Origin of the sequence: Pseudomonas paraglycinae, assembly GCF_021601625.1 — a bacterium.
GTDB lineage: Bacteria > Pseudomonadota > Gammaproteobacteria > Pseudomonadales > Pseudomonadaceae > Aquipseudomonas > Aquipseudomonas paraglycinae.
Map to the genome: position 1 here is coordinate 208,221 of NZ_BQHR01000007.1, position 23,087 is coordinate 231,307.

A 23,087-nucleotide genomic window follows, 5' to 3' on the forward strand; every position below is an offset into this window, starting at 1 on the left:
GGTCAGCGAATCCCCGCCAACAGCGTGCGCGCCGTTTGCCTGAGGGGTTCGTCGGCTTCCTTGAGCAGTTCGTTGAGCAAGGCAATGGCGCTGTCGATATCGCCGTCGTCGATGCAGGTCTGGGCCTGTTCGAGTTTGCCGGCGTTGGCGGCGTCCGAGGGTTCGGGTTCCAGAGCTTGCAGTTCCAGTGGCTCCAGTGAGAGCGATGTGCCGGGATCACCAAACTCGTTGAGAAAATCCTCGTCCAGCGGCTGTGCTTCCGGTTCGACGATCCATTCCAGCTCGGCAGTTTCGGCGTCGTCGGGCAGGGTTTCCGGCAACTCGAAATCCTGTGGCAGTACCTGCAGATCGGAGCCGAGCGTTGATGGCGCCTGTTCAGGTGCGGCAGCAGTCGGGCGAGTTTCCTCAAGATCCCAACTGGAAGCCATCGAGAGCTGATCCAGGTTCAGTTCGAAATTGTCTTCGGCCACCGGTTCCACAGGCGTGGTGGGTTCGATCGGCAGCGCGGCGATCACCGGGGCCGCCGCAACCAGAGGTGCCGCGCTGACCAGTTTCGGGTAGCGGGCGCGAATCTCCTGCAAGCGCTGATCCTCGACCCCGAGCTGGCGCAGACGGCTTTCCTGCTCGTCATAGGCCGGCGTGTCACCCTGCCGCCCCAGCACTTCAAGCAACTGCACGCCAAGGTCGATGCGCTCCGGTTCCCGCTGCAACGCATCACGCAACAAACCGGCAGCCTCGCCCATGCGTCCGTAGGCCAGATAAATGCCGACCGCTTCCAGCACATCGCCATTGGCGTGTTCCTCACGATGTTCGACCGCACTGTGAACGGAACTCGGCTGCATCGGTTCGGCGTCGTCGACCGGGGGGTCGTTTCGTACCGGCAGGAACGGTGTCGGCGCCTCAGCCCCTTGCGCTTGCTGGCGGTGCCGACGCACATACAGCCCTGCCACCAGCAATCCCAGTACCAGTAGCAGTCCGCCGAGCAGCGGCCAGTTGAGTGAATCCTCCTGAGACTCGACCGGGGCAATGACCGGCGCAGGCGCAGGTGCAACGGGTGGGACAGGTGCCGGCGGCGCCTGTTGCACTTCAATCAGACGGGCCTGCAAATCACCGAGCTGTTTCTTGCCGTCAGCGATCAGCACTTCCTGGGCCTGAAGCTTCACGTTCAATTCATCGATGGTTTTTTGCAGTTGCTGATTCTGCACAAGGCTCGCCGCCAGTTGCTCGGCCTGCGCGTCGGCGACCGGTGTCGGTGGCTGAACAGGCGCAGCAGGTTTGGCCGGCGTGGTTGCAGACGGAGTCTCGGGGGTCGGGAATTCCGACGATTGCGCACGCGCAGTTGGCTCATCGGTGGCCGGGACAATTCCCGGTGAGCCCGGCGGGTCGATCAGCACGGTGTATTCGCGCAGCAGGTGGCCATTGGGCTGATCGAGCTGCACCAGGAAATTCAGAAAGGGTTCGTTGACCGGTTTGCTGGACGTCACCCGGATCATGTTGCGATTGCCACGCAGGATCGGGGTGAACTTGAGGTCATTGAGAAAGAACACGCGCTCGATGCCGGCGCGGCCAAACTCGTCCGCCGAGGCCAGACGAACCGTCAGTTCGTTTTCGCTGACGCCCCCGACATCCACCAGGGCGATGTCAGCCTTGAGCGGCTGATTGAGGGCTGAATGCACGGTGATGTCACCGAGCCCCAGCGCCAATGACGCGGTGGACCAGGTGAGAACACCGGCCACCAACAGCGAGTTGGCGCAACGCAGTACCACGTGCCGACTTCCGAGCATGAGCATCCCTTAAATAAGCAAAACCGACTTCTATGCGTTCGCACATCCGGTACGAACACGATATTGCCCAGTAGTTCTTATAGTCCGCCCAGCGCGATCTCTCAAAAAAACGGCACGCGGTTATGCCTCAAGACTTTTCCAGGTTGGCCAGAATGTGCCCGTGAACCCGCATGCACACCTTCAGATCCGCCTCGTCGACGCCTTCAAACAATTCCTTGCGCAGTTGTGTAGCGATGGTTTCGATCTGTTCGATCAGCGGCAGCGCCGGTGAGCACAGCACGATTTTTTTCGCCCGGCGGTCTTCCATCACGGACTGGCGTTGCACCAGGCCCTGGCTTTCCAGGCTGTCGAGCAGACGGGCCAGGGTCGGCCCTTCGACGCCGACGCTTTGCGCCAGCTCCCGCTGGGTCGGCGCCTCTTCGAAACGCGCCAGATGCAGCAGCACCAGCCAGCGTGCCTGGGACAAGCCCAGACCGGCCAGCCGGCGATCCAGTTCGGCACGCCAGCCACGAGACATCTGGGCCAATTGCATGCCAAAACGGTGTTGATCGGTTAACGGCATAAAACACTCATGATTAGACTGAACAAATAGAGAAAAACTAATTATTAGTCAGCTAAGCATGACATTTGCCTATAGGCAAGAGGGGACTTGTACTGAATCGTTACATCTGAAAAGCCCTCACCCTAACCCTCTCCCGGAGGGAGAGGGAACCGATTGGGGAATATTCAGGAAATACGCCGACCTGAATGCTCTATGTTGAATCCACAATCGACCCGGTATTTCAGGTCGACGTATAGCGCAAGACAACTCGGTCGGCCCCCTCTCCTGGGGGAGAGGGCTGGGGTGAGGGGAAAGGGTCGAGTTACATCTCGAATTCAGATTGCAGCGCAGCCCGCACGCAATAAAGCACGCCTTCCGGTACGCGACCGGCAAACAGCTCGGCCACTTCGGCGACAGACGGCAACTCGCCTTCGCCGTCGAGGAACGCATCCTGGACTTCCCCCATCAGGTCTTCCGGCAAATCCAGCGCCTGTTCCAGCGACAGCTGCTGCTTGCCGATGGCTTCGGCGAGCATGGTGTAGACGTTCTTTTCCGAGCACTGCAATTGGCCGGAGATCTGCAACGGCGTCATACCGGCGCGGGCCAGGGTGATCAGTTCGTGGCGCACGTCGGCCACCACTTTCGGCGCCTCGGCCTCGCCGCCGAGCACTTCGAGGAAGGCCTCGCCGTAGCGCTCCAGCTTGCGCGCGCCGACGCCGCTGACCCGGGCCATGTCCGCCAGCGAGGTCGGCTGGCTGCGGAGCATTTCCAGCAGGGTCGAGTCGGGGAAGATGACATACGGCGGCACGCCGTGTTCTTCCGCCAGTTTGCGCCGCAGGGCACGCAATGCTTCCCACTGTTCGCGCTCTTCGCCGCGCACCAGTTGACTGGCCGGGCTCTTGCTGCCGCTCTTGGCGCTGACTTGCGGCTTGAGGTCGCGGCGCAGCTCCAGACTCACTTCACCCTTGAGCAGCGGCCGGCAGGTGTCGCTCAGGCGCAGCCCGCCATAACCTTCGTGATCGACATCGGCCAGGCCGCGAGCAACCAGTTGACGGAACAGCGAGCGCCATTCGCTCTCGCTCAGCGCCTTGCCGACGCCGTACACCGACAGGTGCTGATGGCCGAAGCTGCGGACCTTTTCGTTATCCTTGCCCAGCAGCACGTCCACCAGATGGCCGACGCCATAACGCTGGCCGGTGCGATAGATCGCCGACAGCGCCTGGCGCGCAGGCTCGGTGGCGTCCCAGGTCTGCACGCCGTCGGTGCAGTTGTCGCAGTGCCCGCAAGGCTCGGGCATGTCTTCGTCGAAGTACGCCAGCAGCGCCTGACGGCGGCAGCGGGTTTCTTCGCAGAGCGAGAGCATCGCGTCGAGCTTGTGCTGCTCCAGACGCTTGTGGCGCTCGTCGCCCTCGGAGTTCTGCAGCATCTGCTTGAGCATCACCACGTCTTGCAGACCGTAGGCCATCCACGCGTCCGCCGGCAGACCGTCGCGGCCGCCGCGTCCGGTTTCCTGGTAATAGGCTTCAAGGGATTTCGGCAGGTCGAGATGAGCGACAAAGCGCACGTTGGGTTTGTCGATGCCCATGCCAAACGCCACGGTGGCGACCATGATCAGGCCTTCCTCGTTGAGGAAGCGCTTCTGGTGATAGGCGCGCAGATCGTTGGGCAGACCGGCGTGATACGGCAGCGCCGGGAAGCCCTGCTCGGTGAGAAACGCGGCCACCTCTTCCACCTTCTTGCGCGACAGGCAGTAAACGATGCCGGCATCGCTGCGCCGCTCGGCGAGGAACGCCAGCAACTGCTTACGCGGCTGCTCCTTGGGCACGATGCGGTAGAAGATGTTCGGCCGGTCGAAGCTCGACAGGAAACGCTCGGCATTCTGCAAATGCAGGCGAGTGACGATTTCTTCGCGGGTGCGCTTGTCGGCGGTGGCGGTCAGGGCGATGCGCGGCACGTCGGGGAACATTTCCGCCAACTGCCCCAGTTGCAGGTATTCGGGGCGGAAGTCATGGCCCCACTGCGACACGCAGTGCGCTTCGTCGATGGCGAATAGCGCGATGTTCAAACCTTGCAGGAACGACAGCATGCGCGGCTGCACCAGGCGCTCCGGCGCCAGATACAGCATTTTCACTTCACCGCGCTTGATCCGGTTGGCGAGGTCGCGCTGCTGTTCGGCGCTCAGTGTGGAGTTCAACGCGGCGGCTGCCACGCCCAGCTCTTCGAGGGTGGCGACCTGATCGTCCATCAGCGCGATCAGCGGCGACACCACCACCGCCAGGCCATCGCGCAGCAGCGCCGGCACCTGGAAGCACAGGGACTTGCCGCCGCCGGTCGGCATCAGGACAAGGGCATCACCGCCACTGGCCACGCGCTCAATGATTGCACCCTGACGGCCACGGAAACTGTCGTAGCCGAAGATGTCCTTGAGGACGCGTTGAGCCTGTTCGAGCATAGAAACTCCAAAAATCCACCGAAACATCCCTGCACAGGCTGGTTCAAGACAGCCGAGGCTGCTTTAAACAAAACGTAAGCGCGCATTGCATCGCGCCCACAAAATCAGCCGCGACACCGGCAGGGATCGCAAAGCGCGGCAGTATACCCGAGCCCTCCCCGGCAAAGGGCACCGCCGATAAGAAGCTTGTGCAGGCAAATCTGCCGTGCGGCTGGCTTGAGGGCTCAAGAAGGCCTAGAATTCCCGCATTGTTTATTCCCCCAAGGTAGCCCTTTAATGTCCTTCGCCGAGCAACTAACCCGCCTGCAAGTCTTCCTCGACGCCGACGAGCTGCATGAAGAGGCGCTGGACTACGTGGCCGCTCACGGTTACCTGACGGCGCTGTCGATCTGCGCCGACGTGGTGCCGGATCGTGAGTGGATCGACGCCCTGTTCGCCGAAGAGCCGCATTACAGCAGCGAAGCCCAGCGCGAAGAGATCGAAGCCACGCTGATCGGCCTGAAAGCCCACATCGCCCGCCAACTGGCCTCCGATGAAGAATTCGAGCTGCCATGCGAACTGGACCTGGGCGACGACCCGGACGATTCCGAACTGCGCGGCTGGTGCATCGGCTTCATGGAAGGCGTGTTCCTGCGTGAAGCGGCCTGGTTCGAAACCGCCGAAGAAGAAGTCAGCGAAATGCTCCTGCCGATCATGGTCGGTTCGGGCCTGTTCGACGAACAGCCAGAGTTCGAAGACATCGCCAAGGACGCCAACCTGATGGACGACATGATCGTGCAGATCCCGGAAGCCCTGACCGCGCTGTACCTGCTGTGCCAGGCGCCCGACGAAAAACCGGCGATCCTCAAGCCACGTCACCACTAAGATCCGGCCTATGGACAACCCCATAGGCAACCGCCCCCTGATGTTGCGCTACATCCTGCTGGCCATCGGCTGGCTCAGCGTGGCACTGGGGGTGATCGGGATTTTCCTGCCTGTTCTCCCCACTACCCCCTTCCTGCTGCTGGCAGCCGCCTGCTTCGCCCGCAGCTCTCCGCGTTTCTATCAATGGCTGGTCGAGCATCCCCGGCTCGGGCCATGGATCCGCGACTACCTCGATGGCAACGGCATACCGCTCAAGGGCAAGGTCTACGCGATCGGGCTGATGTGGGCGAGCATTCTGTTCTCGTGCTACCTGGTGCCGCTGGTGTGGGCGCGGGGGTTCATGCTGACCAGTGCGGTGTTGGTGACGGTTTATATCTTGCGGCAGAAGACGTTGCGCAAGTCCTGATCCACCCTGCCCTGCAACCGCTCGTCGAAAACCCTCATTCCCCTGTCAGATCTGACAGTAGGCAGTTAAACGTGTCAGCGCTCTAATCCTTCGTCAACGGTGCCGGCATTCAAACATTCGGGCACCCCCTTGCGAAGGTGCCCACTCATGAACAGTCCCGTCAATACGCCCGATCCTGATTCCCCCGTGCAGGAGGTTGTATTTCCACCTGATACCGGCGGCATACGTGTTAATGCAATAGATCCCCCCCTTGGTCATCGGCCACAAGCTTCAGAATGATGGCGCACAAGGTATCAATATAAGCATGGTGAAAAGTGATTACAGAGGCCTGTTGGCTTACCTGCTGCCCTATCTGAACATGGCCAGTGGCGACAGGAGTAATGTTCATCTTGGGAATGAAATTGTCACAACTATCGATGTCAAAGACGAGCATTTCGATGACAAAGGAAACGCGAAACCCATCGCGTTCTACATCCCGATTGATAATATGTATTCCAACTTCCCCCCTCTCGAACCCAAGAACGAAAAATGCTGGTTTCACATTTTCAGACTGAGTGGCAATGAAGAGGAGTCGCCCAAAGCCGATCTCTGTTTTCTGAACCCCGAACCGGGCGAACAGGACACGGACCACGCCGAACCACACAATCAGGGCCTGGGGCTGGTTGAATGTTCAGAAACAATAATCGACAAGACGGTGGTTGAAGAAGGGCTGACGCTGACCGCGCCCAAGTATTACAACTCAAACAAAGGTGACCTTGTGACCGTCACGCTCGGTCCCTTGCGCTGGGAGATTGTCATCACCACACCCGGTGGCACTACCGACATTGACGTAACCCCTGAAGAACTCGCAACCATCCCTGCGACCGACAAGCTACACGCACGCTGGATGGTGCGCGACCGGGTTCACAACTTCAGCGGGTGGTCGGGTGCGCTCAGCATTATCTTCAAGCCTTTAGAGAAACTGGTGCCGGCTCCAATCATTGAATTGGCCGATGAAAAAGACGTAGTCCATCACGATCAACTGAACGGTAGTTTCCTGACGATTCTTGTCACCGGGATATTTGCAATCGGTAACATCATCAATTTATCAATCAAGGGTTTTACAAAGACAGGCGAAGCCGTCAGCCATACCTATAGTCGGAAAGTCGAACGTGCCAGCAGGACCGAAGTTTTCGAGATGGAAAACTACCGAGTTAAGAACTTGATCGGTGGCAACTTCGAGGCCGGCTACGAATTGATAAAGGGGGGCGTCACCCAACATTCGAAGCCAGCCTTTGCCACTGTTTCTGGCGTCGCCCAGCCTTTGGGTGAACCGACCGCGACACCGCAGAAAGAAGGCGTCATTCCCGTGGACGCTGCTTTGGTGAAAGTACGCTGTGCCGATTATTGGCCTCTTGTAGAAGGCGCAGGAGCCGAGCTCAGCTGGCAGACCGAGGATAAGGGAGGTGTCCCGACACTGTTTGTATTCCGGCAAAAGATCAAATATCCGACACGTGAGATCGTCTTTGACGTAGCGCCAAAATACTTTGCCCAGTTCCCCGACTCCAAACTGTTACTGCAATGCTCAATTACCAACCCGGGCAAGCCGACGGTTGTTTCCGATCTGAGTGAATTGAAAATTGGTCTTTACAAAGACGCCGCTCTCACGCCGCCAAAACTGTTGGAATCCCAGCCGCTGAATCCACTCGGAGCCGAGGCTACTGTGGAAGCCGAATTCCCCGGCGCAACGGCAGAACATCGGGCGAGACTGGTACAAACAGATGCACCAGCAAACTCGCCAGATCTCGGAATCAAGCCCTTCGACAAAGACAAACGTGCCACCTGGAAACTGGATCGTAACTTCCTGATCAGAAACCACGGCACGACATTCGAGATGCACTGGAACCTACGGTTCAAAGGGGAACGGGTCGCTTCATCGCAAACCACGGAAATCTCGGTGGCCCCCATCCCGAACTACAGCAAAGACTTTCCCACTCCGACGATCGACGGAGTACAAGGGATTGTAGAGGTGAAGAAACTGACGGCAGCCAACTTGCTGCGAGTGGCACCTTGGCCGGGACAGGCACCGGGACAAGCCAGGTTTCTAAGGTTTGAAGGCACCCATAAAAACGGCACGAAAGTGAGCTATCAAGCGCTCAACGGAGAGGTGACGGGAACCGAACAGGGCTCGATAACGGCATTGATACTCGCCTGGTTTCGTGATCTGAAAGACGAAACCGACCTGGACATTTTTTTCTCGGTCATTCTCGGTCTGGGTCAAAAGCCCCTGCTGTTTCCGATGCAAAGGTACAAGGTCGAATCGCTGGTCGAACTGCAACCGGTCATCACAGCAGTACAAGCCCCTCAAGGGGAAGTTCCTCAGAACACCGAAACGATATCCACGGCCCTGACCATTCACTGTCGTGGTAGCGTCAATGAGCAAATTGAAATCCTGGTCAACGGTTCACCGCAGAAAGTCGTCACTACCGATAGCGCTGGCAACGCTCCCAGTGCTTCAGTGACGGTGAGCAACTATGACGCCTACAACCCGATTGTTGCCCGAGCGAAATATGGCAACAACCTTTCCTCCCCGACACGCAACGTTATCCTTCGCCGACCTCTGCAAATCGATACGACGCGCCGACTTCTAGACGGATATCGGGTCTATACCGGTTGGCCGGAAACTGGTGCCAGATGGCCGCGTAACTGGCTACAACTAATCCCGCAATATGGTGTGGGCCAGCGTACCTTCAGTTCAAGCAATCCCTCTGTTGTTTCCGTTGACGCCAATGGCGTTGTAATCGGCCTTCGCTGCGGGGCTGCCTACATTTATGTTCAGGACAAATTCACCACCCATGCGATCTATGTGGACTCAATCAATATTTACAGATTGGATATTTATGCTGCACCTATGACGCATTATGAAGCCGTGAACTGGATGAATAGTGTTCCAGGTTCGATTCCCTTGACACTTACCTGGCCCTCCTTCTACGTGGTTTATGGGTATAACTGGCCACTGTCAGCAGGATGGGTTACGTGGATGTGCCATACCACGGCGTGCCCCGCAGGCACCGTCGGATATTATGTACATGGAGGTGGCGGACATGTATGTACCACTGACGTGAATGCTCGTTATTGGCCATGGTGTCTGAGACGGTATTGAGCGAGGAAAAGAGAAAAGGGAGTGCATAGTTCCCTCCAAGCCCGCGCTTCCGGTAATCCGGGAGCGAGGGTTTGTCGTCTTCGCGCCTTAGCAAAACCTTGTTGAAGAGTGTTTAAGGTTATGTCCGCAAAGCCACGCCACCTTGCGCCTTTGCCTACGCATCCGCCAGAATCCGCCGGCTTGTGCGCCTTGGGGGCGGGTTCTATTGTTTGGCGGTCGCTGAAAAACAGCGATCGGGTTTAGCGATCCGGCTCCAGACAGACGCAACAACACCCAATCCCGATTGCAGTCTCTTCTCTGCACTTGGCGTAATGGTGGCTGTGCGTGGGAGACCTTCGGGTCTACCCGGGGTTTCTGTGACCCGGATCGCTAACCTGCGTACAGCCGCCACCTTTACTTGTTTAGCGATGAGTCGTGGCGGCTAAATCCAATCACGGAGATTCGCCATGATCAAACCAACGCCAAACCCTCCTGAAGCCGACCCGACTTCCCCCTACGAAACCCTCGATTCCAAGAAATTCCACGAAGCCGCCGAGCGCGCCCTCGATCACTATCTCAATCCCCTCCTCTCCCGAAAACCGCTACTCAAACCCAATACCCGCTACCTCATCGCCCCCGGCATCGACAGCGAAGAGCTGCTGGCCGACGCCTGCGAAACCCTGACTTCGGCTAAGGTCATGGCCAATGACTTTGCCGGGTTGGTGGATGGGTCGCATCGGCATGTGTTGTTGGGGATTGCGCAGTTGATCATGCTGGGTGAGCTGGCGGTGAATCGGGTACTGGATAATCTGGAGTTGAAGGCTGAGGCGTCCGCTGTAGCTTGATCGACTGATCGACTGCTCACCTGATCGTTCCCACGCTCTGCGTGGGAATGCAGCCCGGGACGCTCCGCGTCCCAAAGAGCGGACGCAGAGCGTCCATTGAGGCATTCCCACGCGGAGCGTGGGAACGATCAATTCAAGACAAAACCCGCCGTCCCGATTACTCGGGGCGGCGGGTTTTGTCGTTTCAGCTCCGGCTTACACCGTATCCACCTTCAACGAATGATCATTCAACATACCGTTGATGATGGTCGCCGTGTCGTGCCCACTGGCAATCAAACCACCCGCCCCCGGCGTCACACCGTAGTGGCTGGCCAGGTTGACGCCGGCCAGGTCGATGGTCTGGTTCGGCGTGGCGCCGGCCATGGCGCTGACGTCGATGCTGGTCATGACCGAGGCGCCGCTGCCGGTGACGGTGAAGTGCAGGTAGTCATCCAGTGACGCCGACGTGCCGTTTTCACCTTGCAGCAGTTGCGACAGGTCGAGCTTGTCGGTGCCTGGAGTGAAGTCGGTGACGAGGTCGTGACCGCTGTTGCCCTTGAGCCACTGAAAGGTGTCGGCACCCGGCCCACCGGTCAGGGTGTTGTTGCCCATCCCGCCGATCAGCAGGTCATCGCCCCCGCCGCCGTTGAGGATGTCGTTGCCCAGGCCGCCGTTGATCACGTTGTTATTGTTGTCGCCGGTGAGGGTGTCGTTGAAGTTCGAGCCGACGAGGTTTTCGATACCGGTCAGGGTGTCTGTCCCGGCGCCAATGGTGTTTTGCGCACCGAGCAGGCCGAGGTTGACCGTCACCCCGGCAGTCGCGTGGGCATAGCTGGCGGTGTCGATGCCAGTGCCACCGTCGAGCAGGTCGTTGCCCGGGCCGCTGTAGAGCAAGTCGTTGCCGGCGCCGCCGTGCAGTTCGTTGTTGCCGGAGCCTGCGGTCAACACATCGTTGCCGTCGCCGGCGTTGATAATGTTGTCGCCGGTGCCGGCCACCAGTACGTCATCGCCCGAGGTGCCAGTGAGGGTGTGGCCATCTTGATAGCTGATGGTCACTTTCGCCGTGTCACTGCCGCCGTGGTTGTCGTTGGCGGTGTAGGTGCCGTGGTAATCCGGGGTGATGTCGTGGGCCCCAGCGTAGTTGAGGGTCATGGTCAGCTGGTAGTTTTCCGCCGCGTTGACGTTGTTGCCCGTGGTGTTGCTGATGTTGGTGATGTGAATCTGGTAGACGCCGTCGGACGATGCGGTCAGGGTCTGGCCGTCCGCGAGGGCGATCCAGGCGCCGCCGTTGATCGAGTACTCCATGGTGATGTGACCGGCCGCCAGGTTGTGGTCCAGGTTGAGGGTTTCGCCCTGGCGCAGGTTGACGGTGATGCGGTCTTCATCGTTGGCGTTTGTGTTGGTCACCGCGCCGAGGTAGCCGCTGACCACCAGCACGGCGGTCATGGTCGCAGCGTTGGCGCTGAACGAGTTACGCACGTTGGCCAGGTTCTGGTTGGCGGCGGTGTTGGCGTTGGTGCCGGTGAAGCTGATCGCGCCGGTGCCGGTGAAGTCTGCCGATTTGGAGATCCAGCCGGTGTTGAACGAGGTTGGCGTGGCGTTGAGGGTGTCGCCGTTCGGGTCGGTGTCGTTGGCCAGCAGCAGTTCGCCCGGCACCACGATGTTGCCCGACAGCACGTTGGTGATGATGTGGTCGTCCGCCGCCACCGGAGGCGCGTTGGGGATCACTTTCACGGTCAGGGTCGAGCTGGCGAGGTCACCATCGTTGTCGCTGAGGGTGAAGCCGATATTTTCAGTGATCACTACGGCGGTGGTTTTCTGCGAGGTGTAGCTGTAGTCGCCGGTGTCGAGGTTGACCACCAGGGTGCCGCTGTTATTGGTGGCGATGCTCAGGGTGTTGTTCACCGTGTTGAACGTGCCGTGGCTGGCGCCGCCGCTGGCGACCAGCGAACCCTGACCGCCGTTGGCTTTCGGGTCATAGGTGTAGGTGGTGCCGTCGACCACGATGGATTTGATGAACCCGCCATCGGCGCCGAACGTGCCGCCCTCGCCGATCAACGAACCGGTGACCGGCGCTCCTTCGACGGTGCCGGACAGCACCGAGTTGAGCTGGTTGAGGTCGGTGACCACCACCGCGTTGGTGTTGGTGTGGGTGATGCCGTCGTACGCCAGCGGATCGAGGTTGGCGTTGCTCACGCCGCTGCCCAGGCCGATCGCGTAGTTCTTGATGTTGTTGGCATCGAGAAACGCCTTGAGCGTCGCTTCGTCGGCGGTGCCGATGTCGCCCTCGTTAGGTTTGCCGTCGGAGAAGAAGTAGCCGACGTTCTGCGCACCGGTGAGTTTGCCCGAGGTATTGAACGCGTTGTACATGGTCGCCACGGCCGCATCGTAGTTGGTGCCGCCGCCCGCGCTGAGGCCGGCCAGAAGGGTCTTGGCCGTGGCGACATCGACCCACACCGAAGTGCGGTCGGTAGCGTTGCTGCTGAAGGTGACGAGCTGCACTTTCACATCGCCCAGATCATCGTACTTGTCGAGCAAGGCGCTGATCGCCTGCTTCGCCAGTTCCAGCCGCGACAGACCCGGTACGCCGGAGGCGTCAGCCATGCTGCCAGAGATGTCGAGGACGATGAGGATGTTGGAGTCGATCTCCACCGCCGCCACCGAACGATCTGACGCCACCGCTTTTGGCACGTCGTCGACGATGTTGACCACAATAGTGCTGGTGGTGCTGTTGCCCAGCGCATCGGTGGCTTTGTAGGTGAAGCTTTCGCTCAGGGTGTTCGGCCCGTCGTTGGCATTCGGCGTGGTTTTCGGCGCCGAGGTCAGGGTGTAGGTGTAGGTGCCGTCGGCGTTGAGCTGGATCTGCCCGTAAGTCCCGGTGGCGCTGCCGACCAGGGTGTAGGTGATCGCCCCGCTGCCGCCGCTGACCGAACCGACCAGCGTGCCGGTCGAGGTTTCGCCGGTGCTGCCCGGGTCGCTGCCGATGACTGTGCCGGGGGCCAGGTCTTGTCCGTCCTTGGTCAGGTCGAGGGCTTTTTCGTAGACGGTCACGTCCTGATCGGTCGAGGCCACGAGTTTGCTGTCGGCGACGTTGACGGTGATGGTGGTGGTGCTTTCGTCGCCGTCACTGTCGCGGATGGTGTAGGTGAAAGTATCGGTAGCGCCCGGCGGGCTCACCGAGTTCGGGTTGCTGTGATAGACCGCGTTGCCGGCCGCATCGAGGGTCAGGTAACCGTAGTTGCCGTTGATGTTGCTGTTGAGGCCGCCGATGGCCGAGGTCGCGGTGTTGCTGCCGGCGCGCACGCCGACCACGATTGCCGCGCCATCCGCGCCACTGACGTCATTGCCCAGCACGCTGATGTTGACTGTGCCGCCCTCCGCCACCGAGCCGGTGTCGGCCTTGGCGGTCGGCAGGTCATCGATGATGTTGACGTTGATCTGCCCGGTCGCAGTGCTGCCATCGGTGTCCGTCGCCACCACGTTGAAGTTCTCGGTGATGCTGTTGGCGCCGTTGGCGTTCGGGTGGGTTTCGTTATCGACCAGGGTGTAGCTGTAACTCACCACGCCGGTTGCCGGGTTGTAACCGGTGATGGTCAGCGTGCTGCCCAGCGGGGTGACGGTCGATTGCGGGAAGCCTGCGGCCACGCCGTTGGTCATCACGGCGATGCCGCCCACGGTCAGGGTTTGCAGACCGTCGAGGGCTGTCACCGTGAAGGTGCCGCTCTGGGTCAGTGCCGGGGTGTTGGGACTGGTGCCATCGCTGAGGTTTTTCTCGTAGACGGTGAGTTCGCCGCCATTCACGTCGAGGCCGTTGAGAATCACCGGATCGTCGTTGTTGTGGATGTTCAGCACCAGGTTGGCGGTGCTGGTGTCGCCGTCGGCATCGGTCAGGGTGTAGGTGAAGGTCTCGGTGCCGTTGCCACCGCCGTGCAGGTTTTTGAAGTCTGCATCGTTGGTGTTCAGCGTGTAGGTGTACGTGCCGTTGGCGTTCAGCACCAGGGTGCCGTAAGTGCCGGTGAAGGTGCCGGGAGTGATCGGGCCGGCATTCGGCCCGGTCGCCACCACGTCGGCGCCTTGCACGTCGTTGGTCAGCACGTTGCCGTTGAGGGTCAACTGGGTTTCCGACGCGGTGCCGGCGTTGCTGTCGTTGATCGCCTTCGGCACGTCATCGACGATGCTGACCACGAGGGTGCTGGTGACGACGTTGCCCAGCGAATCGGTGGCCTGGTAGGTGAAGGTTTCGGTCAGGGTGTTGGCGCCGTCGTCGGCGTGCGGGGTGGTACTGGCCGGTGAGGTCAGGGTGTAGGTGTACGTGCCGTTGGGGTTGAGCACGATCTGCCCGTAGTTGCCGGTGGCACTGCCGACCAGCGCGTAGCTGATCGCACCGACCGCGCCGGTGACCGAGCCGACCAGCGTGCCGGACGCGGTTTCCCCGGTGCTGGTCGGATCGCTGCCGGTGACCGTGCCAGGAGCCAGATCCTGGCCGTCCTTGGTCAGATCGAGGGCTTTTTCGTAGACGGTGACATCGGTGTCGCTGACCGCGCACAGTTTGCTGTTGTAGACGTCGATGGTGATGGTGGTGGTGCTTTCATCGCCGTCGGAATCGCGCACGGTGTACACGAACACATCCACCGCACCCGGGCCACTCACGGCATTCGGGTTGCTGTGATAGACCGCGTTGCCGTTGGCGTCGAGGGTCAGGTAGCCGTAGGTGCCGTTGATGTTGCTGTTGAGGCCGCCGATGGCCGAGGTCGAGGTGTCGGAACCGGCGCGCACGCCCACTACCGCGCCACTGGCAGCCGGGCCGTCGGCGCCGCCGATATCGTTGTCCAGCACGTTGCCGCTGACGGTGCCGCCCTCCTGCACCGACGTCGCGTCGGGTTTGGCGGTCGGCAGGTCGTCGATGATGTTGACGTTGATCTGCCCGGTGGCGGAGCTGCCATCGGTGTCGGTCGCCACCACGTTGAAGTTCTCGGTGATGCTGTTGGCGCCGTTGGCGGTCGGATGGGTTTCGTTATCCACCAGGGTGTAGCTGTAACTGACAACGCCAGTGGCCGGATCGTATCCGGTGATGGTCAGCGTGCTGCCCAGCGGGGTGACCGCCGATTGCGGGAAGCCTGCCGCGACACCGTTGGTGATCACGGCGATGCCGCCCACGGTCAGGGTTTGCAGACCGTCGAGGGCAGTGACGGTGAAGGTGCCGCTCTGGGTCAGTGCCGGGGTGTTGGGGCTGGTGCCGTCGCTGAGGTTTTTCTCGTAGACGGTGAGTTCGCCACCGTTGACGTCGAGGCCGTTGAGGTACACCTGATCGTCGTTGTTGTGGATGTTCAGCACCAGGTTGGCGGTGCTGGTGTCGCCGTCGGCATCAGTGATGGTGTAGGTGAAGGTTTCAGTGCCGTTTCCGCCGCCGTACAGGTTTTTGAAGTCTGCATCGTTGGTGTTCAGCGTGTAGGTGTAAGTGCCGTTGGCATTCAGCACCAAGGTGCCGTAAGTCCCGGTGAAAGTGCCTGCGGTGATCGGGCCGGCATTCTGGCCGGTTGGCACGCGGTCGGCACCCTGTACGTCGTTGGTGAGGACGTTGCCGCTCAAGGTGAGGCTGGATTCCGAAGCAGTGCCGGCGTTGCTGTCATCCACACCTTTTGGCAGGTCGTCGACGATGTTCACGTCCAGAGTGGCGTTGGCGGTGGTGCCGTTGTCGTCGACCACGGTCACGGCGAACTGCTCATTGAGCACGTTGGCGCCGTTGGCGTTCGGATGCGCTTCGTTGTCGACCAGGGTGTAGCTGTAGCTGACAACGCCAGTCGCCGCGTTGAAACCAGTGATGGTCAGCGTGCTGCCCAGTGGCGTGGTCACCGATTGCGGGAAGCCTGCCGCCACACCGTTGGTGACCACGGCGATGCCGCCGATGGTCAGCGTGGTGACGCCGTCCAGCGCGGTGATGGTGAAGGTGCCGCTTTGGGTCAGGGCTGGCGCATCGGGGCTGCTGCCGTCGCCGAGGTTTTTCTCGTAGACGGTGAGTTCTCCGCCATTCACGTCGAGGCCGTTGATGATTACCGGGTCGTCGTTGTTGTGGATCTGCAGCACGAGGTTCGCGGTGCTGGTATCGCCGTCGGCATCGGTGATGGTGTAGGTGAAGGTCTCGGTGCCGTTGCCGCCGCCGTGCAGCGCTTTGAAATCGGCGTCGCTGGTGTTCAGCGTGTAGGTGTACGTGCCGTTGGCGTTCAGCACCAGGGTGCCGTAAGTCCCGGTGAACGTGCCCGCCGTGATCGGGCCGGCATTCGGCCCGGTTGGTACACGGTCAGCGCCTTGCACGTCGTTGGTCAGGACGTTGCCGCTCAATGTGAGGTTGGTTTCCGAAGCAGTGCCGGCGTTGCTGTCGTCCACGCCTTTTGGCAGGTCGTCGACGATGTTCACGTCCAGCGTGGCGTTGGCGGTGGTGCCGTTGTCGTCGACCACGGTCACGGCGAATTGCTCGTTGAGCACGTTGGCACCATTGGCAGTCGGGTGCGCTTCGTTGTCGACCAGGGTGTAGCTGTAGCTGACGACGCCGGTTGCAGCGTTGAAACCGGTGATAGTCAGTGTGCTGCCCAAGGGAGTGACGGTAGATTGCGGGAAACCTGCTGCCACGCCATTGGTGACTACAGCGATGCCGCCGATGGTCAGTGTGGTGACGCCGTCCAGCGCGGTGATGGTGAAGGTGCCGCTTTGGGTCAGGGCTGGCGCATCGGGGCTGCTGCCGTCGCCGAGGTTTTTCTCGTAGACGGTGAGTTCTCCGCCATTCACGTCGAGGCCGTTGATGATTACCGGGTCGTCGTTGTTGTGGATCTGCAGCACGAGGTTTGCGGTGCTGGAGTCGCCGTCGGCATCGGTGATGGTGTAGGTGAAGGTCTCGGTGCCGTTGCCGCCGCCGTGCAGTGCTTTGAAATCGGCGTCGCTGGTGTTCAGCGTGTAGGTGTACGTGCCGTTGGCGTTCAGCACCAGAGTCCCGTAAGTCCCGGTGAAAGTGCCCGCCGTGATCGGGCCGGCATTCGGGCCGGTCGGTACGCGGTCGGCGCCTTGCACGTCGTTGGTCAGGACGTTGCCACTCAAGGTGAGATTGGTTTCCGAGGCAGTCCCGGCGTTGCTGTCGTCCACGCCTTTCGGCAGGTCGTCGACGATGTTCACGTCCAGCGTGGCGTTGGCGGTGGTGCCGTTGTCGTCGACCACGGTCACGGCGAATTGCTCGTTGAGCACGTTGGCGCCATTGGCAGTCGGGTGCGCCTCGTTGTCGACCAGGGAGTAGCTGTAGCTGACGACGCCGGTTGCAGCGTTGAAGCCGGTAATGGTCAGCGTGCTGCCCAATGGGGTGACGGTGGATTGCGGGAAGCCTGCTGCCACGCCGTTGGTGACCACGGCAATGCCGCCGATGGTCAGCGTGGTAACGCCGTCCAGCGCGGTGATGGTGAAGGTGCCGCTCTGGGTCAGTGCTCCAGAATCCGGGGCGCTACCGTCGCCGAGGTTTTTCTCGTAAACGGTGAGTTCACCGCCCTCGACGTTCAACCCGTTGATGATCACTGGATCGTCGTTGTTGTGGATCTGCAGCACGAGGTTGGCGGTGCTGGTGTCGCCGTCGGCATCGGTCAGGGTGTAAGTGAAAGTCTCGGTGCCATTGCCACCGCCATGCAGATTTTTGAAGTCCGCATCACTGGTATTCAGCGTGTAGGTGTAGGTGCCGTTGGCATTCAGCACCAAGGTGCCGTAAGTCCCGACGAATGTACCGGGGGTGATCGGGCCGGCATTTTCGCCGACGGGTACGCGGTCGGCGCCCTGCACATCGTTGGTCAGCACGTTGCCGGTCAGCGTCAGTTGAGTCTCCGTCGCCGTACCGTTGTTGTCATCGAACGCTTTCGGCACGTCGTCGGTGATGTTGACGTCCAGCGTGCCGGTGGCGGTGTCGCCATTGCTGTCGCCGGCGATCACGGTGAATTGTTCGCTGAGGTTATTGGCACCGTCGCCCGCCGCGTGGGTTTCGTTGCCGTTGAGGGTGTAGCTGTAGCTGACCGTACCGGTGGCCGGGTTGTAGCCGGTGATGGTCAGGGTATTGCCCAGTTGTGTGGTGATCGATTGCGGGAAACCGATCGGCACGCCGCCGACAATCACGTTGATGCCGCCGATGCTCAGGCTGCTCAGGCCGTCCGGTGCCGACACCGTGAAGCTGCCGGTCTGGGTCAGCGCGCCAGGGTTGGCGGCGGAACCGTCGGGCAGATTGGCTTCGTTGAGATTCAATTCACCACCGGCAACAGACAGCCCGGTGAGTGTTACCGGATTGTTGACTGGCGGTGGTGGTGGAGCGGTCGGCGCGGTGTCGTCACCGTTGTCGATCACCGCGTTGTGGCGTTCTTCGGGAAACTCGGGAATGCCATTGAAACCGGCGGTGGGGAAACCGATGACCGGATCGACCCGGCCCGCCACTTCAGTCAACAACACGAAACTGTGACCGCCACCCAGTGCGCCCGGCGCGCCACCGGTGGCTCCGGGGCCGGCCGCGGTCGCTTCGGCGGATTGGGTCGGGTCATCGCCGGCGGCAATGGCTTTCTGGATCTGTTCGACGTCGGTCAGTTGCGACTCGCTCGGGGTCACCGCTTCCGGTGCATTGACGTGAGCCGCCTGATCGGCGAGCAACTGGCCGGTCATGGTCAGGCTGCTGTCGCGGCCGAGGGTCAGTTCCTGGCCATTTTGCAGATGAACGGCAACCGCCCCCTCCGCCCCGGTGATCAATTGATCCCCTGCAAACAGCCGATCGCCTTCGACCAGTGCGCGACGAGTGCCGTCCGCCGACTGAGCGAAAACCTGACCAATGACTTTAGTGACGATCCCGATGAGCGTTGCCATGTGCATTCCTCCGCTGCCGACCACCGTCGGCGCTGGTTCGCGAAGCAGCCCATGGCTCAAGCGGGTTGTCGGGGCGACGCTCGCACCTCGACAGTTCGTTTCGCAGGTTGCGCAAATCCAGAAACGCCAGCGCCATCAGGCACTTGGAATCTCTGTTCGATGCAGCACGCCCACTAGCGCTACGTAACGGTGGTGAATCACCCGAGTGACAAAAAACTGTCGCTCATCAGCCGCTACGCGTCCCTCCCCTTTAGCAGTACTTCGCCGTATGTCGCAAAGTGAGTGGAACTTTCCTCAAGCCTTTCTGCACTCCCTAAAGCGCATAAAACAAAGGCTTTCGAGTGGAACAATGTGCTGGATTTGGCGAACCGCATAAGTTTTTTTTGGCATAACCCTTATGAAAATTTTTTCTTAGCTACGCTTCAGGATGTTCTTAGCTCTGTTGTTACAGGCATGAAACGCTTTTTACTAAAAATATCGTCAATAAATTGGCGACAGCGAAACACCATCAGGACTCAGGGAGATGCACCCATGCGCGTACTAACCCCCCTCTGCAGCGCGGTTTTGCTGGCCATGGCTTGCACTTCTCAAGCCCAGGCCATGAACCTCACCGAAGCGATCCAGAGCACCATCGCCACCCACCCGGAACTGGCCTCGCGCGTGGACGCGCGCCTGTCAGCTGATGAACAGGTGAAGGTCGCCAAGGGCGGCTTCTATCCGTCGGTGGATCTGAACGCTGCTTACGGGCGCGGCTACAGCGACAACACCAACACCCGGGCCTTCGGTAACCACCACACCGAAATCCTCAACTACACCCAGTCCGAGCTGCGGCTGCGGCAGATGCTGTTCGACGGTTTCAACACCGCCAACGAAGTCGAACGCACCAAGGGCGTTTCCAACTCGCGCGCCTATTACGCGCAAGGCACCGCCCAGGATTTGGCCCTGCGCGCCATCGAGGTCTACCTCGAAGTGCTCAAGCGCCGTGAACTGGTGACCCTGGCCAAGAACAACCTGCAGGCGCACTTGCGCGTCAACGATCAGATCGGCCTGCGCACCGAGCGTGGCGTGGGCAGCACCGCCGACTCCGATCAATCGGTCGCCCGTAAGGCGCTGGCGCAGAACAACCTCGACACCGCCGAAGTCGATCTGGCGGATGCCGAATCGAACTTCTACAGCGTGGTCGGGCGTATGCCCGATGAGCTGGAAACCCCGGCCTCTACCCGCGGCGAATTGCCCGCCACCTTGCCTGAAGCCCAGCAGAGCATGGTCGAGAACAACCCGTACCTGAAATCTGCCCAGGCCGACGTGCAATCGGCCGAGAGTCAGTACGAAGTCGCCAAGTCGCCGTTCTACCCACGCTTCGATGCCGAAGCCGCCGTCGGCGCCAACAACAACGTGCAGGGTGACGAAGGCCACGACAACGAATGGCGGGTCGGCGTAGTGATGAACTACAACCTGTTCCGTGGCGGCAGCGACAAGGCGCGACTGGCCTCCGATGCGCACCAGATCAACCAGGCGATGGACATCCGCAACAATGCCCTGCGCCAACTCAACGAGAACATTCACCTGGCGTGGAACGCCATGCTCAACGCCAAGAAACAAACCCCGACCGCCCGCGAATACGCTGAAACCACCAAGCGTGTACGCGCCGCGTATCAGGATCAGTTCGGCCTCGGCCAGCGCACCCTGCTCGATGTGCTCGACAGTGAAAACGAGCTGTACAACGCCAACCGTCGCTACACCGAAATCCGCTACACCGAGGAATATTCGATGTACCGCGTGCTGGCGAACATGGGCCAGTTGTTGAGCAAGCAGCGCGTGGTGCTGCCGGCCGATGCGATTGCTGCGACCGAGGTGAAAAACGAAGCGCGCTTGCCCGAGCTGAAATAACCACTCTGCCGGAGCTGCCGAAAGCTGTGATCTGATCGTTCCCACGCTCCGCGTGGGAATGCAGCCCGTGACGCTCCGCGTCACTGGACGCGGAGCGTCCCTAGAGGCATTCCCACGCAGAGCGTGGGAACGATCAACTGAAGTGATGCCAGGGGAGCGATCAATATGACCAGCATGCAACCCGGTAAGGCCGGGATCGATCCGCGGCTGAGCTTCGATGACCCGTTGCTCGACGGTCTGTTGATCCTCTGCAAACTCCATGGCGCGACGGTCAGTCGCGCCAGCCTGAGCGCCGGGCTGCCCCTGGACAAACAACGCCTGAGCCTGGACCTGCTGCCCCGCGCCGCCGCCCGGGCCGGGTTGCAGGCGCGCTTGCTGCGCCGGGAACTCAAAGACATTTCACCGCTGAACCTGCCGGTGCTGTTGCTGCTGGGCAACGGGCGCACGGCGGTGCTGCGGCGTTTTGCCGAAGACGGCAAGGCGCTGATCCTGCCCAGCGAAGCCGACGGCGGCGAGCAATGGGTCAGCCGTGAAGAACTCACCGAACACTACAGCGGCCAGGCTCTGTTCGCCCGCCCCCGGCATGAACTGGAGGACTTGCGCTCACCGTTGGTGCCACGGGTGCAGGCGTGGTTTCGCGACACCCTGAAACTGTCGAAATGGCTGTACAGCGACGCGATCCTCGCCAGTTTCCTGATCAACCTGCTGGGCCTGATGGTGCCGCTGTTCGTCATGCAGACCTACGACCGCGTGGTGCCGAACCAGGCCACGTCGACCCTGTGGGTGCTGGCCATCGGGCTGTTGATCGGCACCGGTTTCGAACTGGTGCTGCGGGTGGTACGTGCGCATCTGCTGGACACCGCCGGCAAGAAGACCGACGTGATCCTTTCCGCGACTTTATTCGAGCGCATCACCGGCATGTCGATGAAGGCCCGGCCGGCGACCATCGGCGGATTCGCCCAGAGCATTCATGATTTTCAGGGCCTGCGCGAATTTCTCACCGCCGTGACCCTGACCAGCCTGATCGACCTGCCTTTCGTGGTGTTGATGCTGGTGGTGATCGGCCTGCTCGGTGGCTGGCTGGTGGTGATTCCGCTGCTGGCGTTTCCGATCACCATTGTTTTCGCGATGATCATTCAGGCCCGTCTGCGCGACACCGTGCAGAAAAGCCTGAGCCTCGGCGCCGAGCGTCAGGCGTTGCTGATCGAAACCCTCGGCGGCCTGGAAACCCTCAAGGCGTGCAGCGCCGAAAGCGAGCGTCAGCACAAGTGGGAAAGCACCCACGGCGCCCTCACCCGCCTCGACAGTCACGCGCGCAACCTCTCGGCGCTGGCCACCAATGGCACGCTGTTCATCCAGCAGTTTTCAGGGATGGCAACGATTGTGGCCGGGGTCTACAGCATCATCGCCGGCAACCTCAGCGTCGGCGCGCTGGTGGCCACTTACATGCTCGGCAGCCGCGTGCTCGCGCCGCTGGGCCAGATCGCCGGGCTGATCACCCGCTACCAGCAAGCGCAACTGACCATGAAAAGCACCGATGCGCTGATGTCGCTGCCTCAGGAACGTGACGGCAAACAGCGGCCGCTGGAACGCACGCAGCTGCAAGGCGCGCTGGACGCCAATGCCGTGACCTTCCACTACAACGGCCAGAACGCCCCGGCCCTGAGCAACGTCAGCTTCAGCGTCAAACCCGGCGAGCGGATCGGCATCATCGGCCGCAGCGGTTCCGGCAAAAGCACCCTGGCGCGACTGGTGATGGGGTTCTACGAACCGGAAGAAGGCCAGTTGCTGCTTGACGGCCTCGACCTGCGGCAACTGGATGTCGCCGACCTGCGCCAGCAGATCGGTTACGTCGCCCATGACTTGCCGCTGCTGGCCGGCAGCCTGCGTGACAACCTGACCCTCGGCGCCCGCTATATCAGCGATTCGCGGATGCTTGAAGTGGCCGAACTGACCGGCGTCACCGAGCTTGCACGGCAGCATCCGCAAGGCTTCGACCGGCCGGTGGGCGAGCGCGGGCAACTGCTTTCCGGTGGCCAGCGCCAGGCGGTGCTGCTGGCGCGGGCGCTGTTGCTCGATCCGCCGATCATGCTGCTCGACGAACCCACCAGTGCCATGGACAACAGCAGCGAAGACGTCCTGCGCCAGAAGCTGCACGGCTGGGTGCAGGGCAAAACCTTGTTGCTGGTCACCCACCGCACCTCGATGCTGAGCCTGGTGGACCGGTTGCTGGTGCTGGACAACGGCCGGATCGTCGCCGACGGTCCGAAAGAAGCGGTCATCGATGCACTGCGCAAGGGCCGGGTCGGCTCGGCAGCGGTCTAGGAGTTGCCC

10 protein-coding genes are annotated in these 23,087 nt (G+C 61.0%); 6 read left to right on the plus strand and 4 right to left on the minus strand.

The window, feature by feature from the left end; all coding sequences use genetic code 11:
• Positions 1-2 precede the first annotated feature (2 nt).
• The 3 genes from L6D82_RS12875 to recQ form a co-directional block, all read right to left on the minus strand.
• The gene (locus tag L6D82_RS12875; RefSeq protein ID WP_236189354.1) at positions 3-1,784 is read right to left on the minus strand and encodes a motility hub landmark protein FimV; all 1,782 of its coding nucleotides are present in this window, start codon (positions 1,782-1,784) and stop codon (positions 3-5) included.
• Positions 1,785-1,911: 127 nt separating this feature from the next.
• Complete coding sequence (locus tag L6D82_RS12880; protein ID WP_007958397.1) at positions 1,912-2,346, minus strand: MarR family transcriptional regulator; 435 nt, start codon at positions 2,344-2,346, stop codon at positions 1,912-1,914.
• A gap of 301 nt (positions 2,347-2,647) precedes the next feature.
• On the minus strand, positions 2,648-4,777 hold the full coding sequence (gene recQ / locus L6D82_RS12885) for a DNA helicase RecQ (protein ID WP_007958398.1): 2,130 nt from the start codon (positions 4,775-4,777) through the stop codon (positions 2,648-2,650).
• 276 nt (positions 4,778-5,053) lie between these two features.
• Between recQ and L6D82_RS12890 the strand changes: the two genes are divergently transcribed.
• The 4 genes from L6D82_RS12890 (at position 5,054) to L6D82_RS12905 (ending at position 10,013) form a co-directional block, all read left to right on the plus strand.
• Entirely contained in the window at positions 5,054-5,641 is a 588-nt protein-coding gene (locus tag L6D82_RS12890) for a UPF0149 family protein (RefSeq protein WP_007958400.1), read from the plus strand.
• Positions 5,642-5,651: 10 nt separating this feature from the next.
• Complete coding sequence (locus L6D82_RS12895) at positions 5,652-6,047, plus strand: YbaN family protein (RefSeq protein WP_064594260.1); 396 nt, start codon at positions 5,652-5,654, stop codon at positions 6,045-6,047.
• 250 nt (positions 6,048-6,297) lie between these two features.
• Positions 6,298-9,189, plus strand: coding sequence for a hypothetical protein (locus tag L6D82_RS12900; RefSeq protein ID WP_236189356.1), 2,892 nt, complete (start codon positions 6,298-6,300; stop codon positions 9,187-9,189).
• A gap of 446 nt (positions 9,190-9,635) precedes the next feature.
• On the plus strand, positions 9,636-10,013 hold the full coding sequence (locus L6D82_RS12905; RefSeq protein WP_236189358.1) for a DUF6124 family protein: 378 nt from the start codon (positions 9,636-9,638) through the stop codon (positions 10,011-10,013).
• Positions 10,014-10,208: 195 nt separating this feature from the next.
• Here the strand turns inward: L6D82_RS12905 and L6D82_RS12910 are convergent, their stop codons facing one another.
• Positions 10,209-18,863, minus strand: coding sequence for a retention module-containing protein (locus L6D82_RS12910; RefSeq protein WP_236189369.1), 8,655 nt, complete (start codon positions 18,861-18,863; stop codon positions 10,209-10,211).
• A gap of 531 nt (positions 18,864-19,394) precedes the next feature.
• Here L6D82_RS12910 and L6D82_RS12915 point away from each other — a divergent pair.
• Positions 19,395-20,753: a TolC family outer membrane protein gene (locus L6D82_RS12915; RefSeq protein ID WP_236189371.1), complete on the plus strand. Its 1,359-nt coding sequence runs from the start codon at positions 19,395-19,397 to the stop codon at positions 20,751-20,753.
• Between the two features lie 165 nt (positions 20,754-20,918).
• Entirely contained in the window at positions 20,919-23,078 is a 2,160-nt protein-coding gene (locus tag L6D82_RS12920; RefSeq protein WP_236189373.1) for a type I secretion system permease/ATPase, read from the plus strand.
• Positions 23,079-23,087: the final 9 nt, after the last annotated feature.